Here is a 5,277-nt window from a genome sequence, read left to right as displayed (position 1 = left end):
CTTGTAATCCACCTCCTGGAAAGCCTCGCGCTCTTTGGCGTGGCCGGCGACCTGGCCGATGAACAGGATGACGGGTATCGAATCCTGCATGGCGATGTGGATGCCGGCCGAGGCATTGGTGGCGCCGGGGCCGCGGGTGACGAAGCAGATGCCGGGCTTGCCGGTCAGGCGGCCGTGGCAATCGGCCATCATGGCGGCACCGCCTTCCTGGCGGCAGACGATGGTGCGGATCGCTGAATCGTGCAGCGCGTCGATCACCGCCAGATAGGATTCACCGGGCACGCAGTAGATGCGGTCGGTGCCGTTGGCTTCGAGCGCGTCGACGATGAGTTGTCCGCCGGTCTTCATTGTCCAGACTTCTCCAGTTCGGCAAGGATTTCTTGCGTGTGCTCGCCCAGGCGCGGCGAGGGGCGCTCATAGACCAGCGGCGTGCCCGACATCACCATCGGCGCGCGCACCGAAGGCAGAAGATTGCCATGGCCGTCGTCCAGGTCGAGCCGCATGCCGCGCGCGATCGTCTGCGGGTCGGCGAACATCTGGCCGATCGTGTTGATCGGGCTCGCCGGCACGCCGGCCGCTTCGAGCTTTGCCAGCAGCGGATCGCGGTCGAAGATCTTCAGCGCCTCGATCATGCGCTCACGCAGCTTGACCCGGTTGGCGACCCGGGCAGGATTGGTGGCGAAGTCGGGATTGGCAGGCAGGTCGTCCAGTCCGACGGCAGCGCAGAATTTGGCGAACTGGCCGTCATTGCCCACCGCAAGGATGATGTGCCCGTCCCGGACCGGCACCACCTCGTAGGGGGCGATGTTCATATGCGCATTGCCCATCTGCACCGGCGATTTGCCGGAGACGAGATAGTTCAAATTCTGGTTGCCGAGCGCCGAGATCTGGGTGTCGAAAAGCGCCATGTCGACATGCTGGCCGTCGCCGGTCTGCTCGGCATGGCGCAGTGCTGCCTGGATGGCGATGACCGAATAAAGGCCGGTGAAGATGTCCGAGATGGCAACGCCCGCCTTTTGCGGCTCGCGGCCGACCTCGCCGGTGATCGACATCATGCCGGCCATGGCCTGGATGATGAAGTCGTAGCCGGCGCGCGGTGCGTACGGACCGTCCTGGCCGAAACCGGTGATCGAGCAGTAGACGAGGCGCGGGTTGATCTTGCGCAGGCTGTCATAGTCGAGGCCGTATTTCTTCAGGCCGCCGAGCTTGAAGTTCTCGATCAGCACGTCCGAAGTGGCGACCAGCCGGCGCACCGTCTCGGCGCCTTCCGGGGTCGAGAAATCGATGGCGATGGAGCGCTTGCCGCGATTGCAGGAATGGTAATAGGCGGCCGACAGGTTCTCGCCGTCCTTGCCCATGACGAAGGGCGGGCCCCATTTGCGGGTGTCGTCGCCGCCATCGGGGCTCTCGACCTTGATGACATCGGCGCCGAGATCGGCAAGCAACTGCCCGGCCCATGGCCCGGCAAGGATGCGGGCGAGTTCGACGACGCGGACGCCTTTCAGCGGGGGCTCAGCCATGGATCACCGTGGTTGCCGCAATCACTGCGATTGCTGCGAAAGCAGAGCCTCTATCAAGCCCTGCAACGGCTGTCACGGCTCTTGCAATGGGCCAATCCGTCACGCTTTGAGGACTTCGTCGGCCCAGGCGGCGAAATCATCCATGATAATGTCGCGATTCACCTCGTTCAGGCTTTCGTGGCGGGTGTCGGCGTAAACCTTTGAAACCAGATTCGAAAAGCCCATCTTGCGCATGCGATCGGCAAGATGGGTGATCCCTTTGCCATAGTCGGAAGCCGGATCCTTCTCGCCGCCGACGATGCTGACGGGCAGGTCGCGCCGGATACCGGCAAAGCCGGCATCCTTGCCGCCGTTCAGCGCCATACCGACGACGTCGCGCCACATCGACACCGAAGCGTCCCAGCCGCACAAGGGATCGGCAATGTATTTCGCCACTTCCGCTTCGTCGCGCGACAGCCAGTCGAACACTGTGCGGTGATTGGGCACCGCCTTGCCCCAGGCCTGGAAGGTGAGTTTCGGCAGCAGGCGCGATGGCACGTCGGAGCCGAGCCGCATCCGTTCCCAGGCAAGGATGCCGAGCGCAAGCTGCCCAAGCGGGCCTTGGGAGAAATTGCCGTTCCAGATTGCTGCCGCGTGAACGCGTGGCGAGTGGCGCAACAGGTAGTTCAGCGCCACCGACGCACCCATCGAATGGCCAAACAGGATGACCGGTCTGTTTGGCCGTTCGCGGGCGATAAGATCATGGATGACGTCGACGTCGGCGATCACCTTGGCGGCACCGTCCCTGTCGGCGAACCTGCCGAGCGGAGCGTCGGACGCCTTGGTCGCGCCGTGGCCGCGATGATCGTGGACATAGACGTCGAAACCGCGCGAGCCAAGAAAATCGGCAAAGCGGGCATAGCGCGCTGCGTGCTCGGCTAGCCCGTGATTGATCTGGACGACGGCGCGTGCCCGGCCATCGGCCTGCCTGACGAAAAGATTGAGCTCGGCACCGGTCGGCGAGGCAACCACGCGCTGCTGGCTGAATGACATGCCGCCTGGTCCCGCCCTTGCTTTTGTCGTCGTTGGCTTTGTTTGCGCCGGCCCACATTATGCGTCAATCCGGCAAACCCGCTTTTCGCGACGATGTTTCTTGCGTTCGGTCAGCAAAATATCGCAATTCTGACATGGAGGCAGCTTCAGTCTGTCGCCCACTTCTTCAGCCGGGGATTCTCCATGCGCATCGGTGTCGTTTTCGGATTGGCCATGTTGGCGGCGTCGCTGGCCGGGGCCGCGCATGCCGACGTGAAGATGAGCGGCAGCTTCGTCGCCGACGCCGCCTGTCCGGCGACGCAAGCGATCAAGAACGGCAAGAACCCCGGCAATGTCTCGACCGATGCCGGGCAGAGCTATCAGTTGCTTGCCGGCAACAAGGATACGCCGACGCATTATCTCATCCTGGTGCCGGGCGCCGATCCGGAGCGCCGCTGGGTGAAGGTCAGCTGCGGCCATGTTTCCGGCAGCAGCGCGGCGACCGTGCCGGCCGCGCCTGACGGGCAAGGCAAGCCGGCGGCATCGGGGAAGCCCGAATACGTCTTCGCGCTGAGCTGGCAGCCGGCGTTTTGCGAGACAAAGTCGAACAAGACCGAATGCAGGGCACAAAGTGCCGGCGATTTCGACGCCACGCATTTCACCTTGCACGGCCTGTGGCCGCAGCCGAATGGCAATTTCTATTGCCAGGCGACGGCGAGCGACAAGGCCAACGACAATCCGGCCCACTGGAAAGACCTGCCGTCGGTCAATCTTGACGCCAACACCCGCACGGAACTCGACCAGGTGATGCCTGGAACGGCCTCCCACCTCGAACGGCATGAATGGATCAAGCACGGCACCTGCTACGGCAAGAGCCAGCAGGACTATTTCTCCGACGCGCTGAATTTGATGCGCGCGGTGAACAGTTCGCCGGTGCGCGATCTCTTTGCCAAGAACATCGGCGGCAAGCTGACGGCCGACCAGATCCGCGGCGCTTTCGACACTGCCTTCGGGGCGGGAGCAGGGGACCGCGTGCGCGTTTCCTGCGTCATCGATCCGTCGAGCGGCAGGCGGCTGATCGGCGAACTGACCCTCGGCCTCGCCGGCCCGATCGGCCCGAACAGCGCGCTCAAGGACCTGCTGCTGGCTTCGGTGCCGACCAACAAGGCAGGCTGCCCGACCGGCACCGTCGACGCTATCGGGTTCCAGTAAGGGCGGCTGAACGGCCCCCAGACTGCACGAGCAGCGGTCCACACTTGTCCGTGTGATTGGCCTGATCTGGCAAAAGCGATTGCCGTTCGCCGCCGCATCGCCTACATAGCGGCCAACCTCCATTCAATTCGACAAATCCAGTCGGTTTTTCAGGGAAAGCGCGCGTGGCACGCCAGTTCATCTATCACATGGCCGGCCTCAACAAGGCCTATGGCACCAAGAAGGTGCTCGAGAATGTCCATCTCTCCTTCTATCCGGACGCCAAGATCGGCATCCTCGGCCCCAACGGTTCGGGCAAGTCGACGATCCTCAAGATCATGGCCGGGCTCGACAAGGAGTGGAACGGCGAAGCGTGGCTCGCCGAAGGCGCCACTGTCGGCTACCTGGCGCAGGAGCCGGCGCTCGATCCGGACAAGACCGTGTTCGAAAACATCATGGAAGGCGTCGCCGCCAAGACCGCCATCATCGAGCGCTACAACGAATTGATGATGAACTATTCCGACGAGACGGCCGACGAGTCGGCCAAGCTCCAGGACGAGATGGACCGGCTGAACCTGTGGGATCTCGAACAGCAGGTCGAGATGGCGATGGAAGCGCTGGGCTGCCCGCCCAAGGATTCGGAAGTCACCAAGCTGTCGGGCGGCGAACGCCGCCGCGTCGCACTTTGCCAGCTTCTGCTGCGCCAGCCCGACCTTCTGCTGCTCGACGAACCGACCAACCATCTCGACGCCGAAACCACGGCATGGCTGGAAAAGCATTTGCGTGCCTATCCGGGCGCCGTGATGATCATCACCCACGATCGCTACTTCCTCGACAACGTCACCGGCTGGATCCTCGAACTCGATCGCGGCCGCGGCATTCCCTATGAGGGCAACTACACCAAGTACCTCGAAGCCAAGGCCAAGCGGCTCAAGCAGGAAGGCCGCGAGGACGATGCCCGCCAGCGCGCCATCGGCCGCGAGCGCGAATGGATCCAGTCGAGCCCGAAGGCCCGCCAGACCAAATCCAAGGCGCGTATCCAGGCGTTCCAGGATCTTTTGGATGCAGCCGACAAGCGGCGTCCGAGCGATACGCAGATCGTCATCCCGCACGGCGAACGGCTCGGCAATGTCGTGATCGAGGCGGAAGGCCTGTCGAAGGGCTTTGGTGACACGCTGCTCATCGACGGCCTGGAATTCAAGCTGCCGCCCGGCGGCATCGTCGGCGTCATCGGCCCGAACGGCGCCGGCAAGACGACGCTGTTTCGCATGATCACCGGCCAGGAAAAGCCGGATGCGGGTTCTGTGCGCGTCGGCGAAACGGTGAAGCTCGGCTATGTCGACCAGAGCCGCGATGCTCTCGATCCGTCGAAGACGGTGTGGGAAGAGATTTCCGGCGGCGCAGAAGTGGTCAAGCTCGGCAAGTTCGAGGCCAACACGCGCGCCTATTGCGCGTCGTTCAACTTCCGTGGCGGCGACCAGCAGCAGAAGGTCGGCAACCTCTCCGGCGGCCAGCGCAACCGCGTGCATTTGGCCAAGATGTTGAAGACCGGCGG

Annotated in this window: 5 protein-coding genes; 2 read left to right on the top strand and 3 right to left on the bottom strand. The window is 63.5% G+C overall.

Annotated elements, in window-relative coordinates; all coding sequences use genetic code 11:
* From EN914_RS23240 to EN914_RS23230, 3 genes are all read right to left on the bottom strand, one after another.
* The coding region (locus EN914_RS23240) for a thiamine pyrophosphate-binding protein (RefSeq protein WP_245497837.1) at positions 1–348 on the bottom strand (348 nt) is incomplete at its 3' end.
* Positions 345–1,520, bottom strand: coding sequence for a CaiB/BaiF CoA-transferase family protein (locus EN914_RS23235; protein WP_024501495.1), 1,176 nt, complete (start codon positions 1,518–1,520; stop codon positions 345–347). The genes EN914_RS23240 and EN914_RS23235, both read right to left, overlap by 4 nt.
* A 99-nt stretch (positions 1,521–1,619) precedes the next feature.
* Positions 1,620–2,552 (bottom strand): alpha/beta fold hydrolase, encoded by a 933-nt coding sequence (locus EN914_RS23230; protein ID WP_024501494.1) that lies wholly within the window; start codon positions 2,550–2,552, stop codon positions 1,620–1,622.
* A 183-nt stretch (positions 2,553–2,735) separates the two neighbouring features.
* Here EN914_RS23230 and EN914_RS23225 point away from each other — a divergent pair, with 183 nt between their 5' ends.
* Both EN914_RS23225 and ettA read left to right on the top strand, forming a co-directional pair.
* Complete coding sequence (locus EN914_RS23225; protein ID WP_024501493.1) at positions 2,736–3,743, top strand: ribonuclease T2 family protein; 1,008 nt, start codon at positions 2,736–2,738, stop codon at positions 3,741–3,743.
* 164 nt (positions 3,744–3,907) lie between these two features.
* Positions 3,908–5,277 (top strand): energy-dependent translational throttle protein EttA (gene ettA, locus EN914_RS23220; protein WP_127389284.1); only part of this gene is annotated, 1,370 nt, incomplete at its 3' end.

Source organism: Mesorhizobium sp. M7A.F.Ca.CA.001.08.2.1 (genome assembly GCF_003998455.1).
Classification (GTDB): Bacteria; Pseudomonadota; Alphaproteobacteria; order Rhizobiales; family Rhizobiaceae; genus Mesorhizobium; species Mesorhizobium ciceri.
Note: the sequence above shows the minus strand (reverse complement) of the source record. Positions and strands in the feature narration are given on the sequence as shown.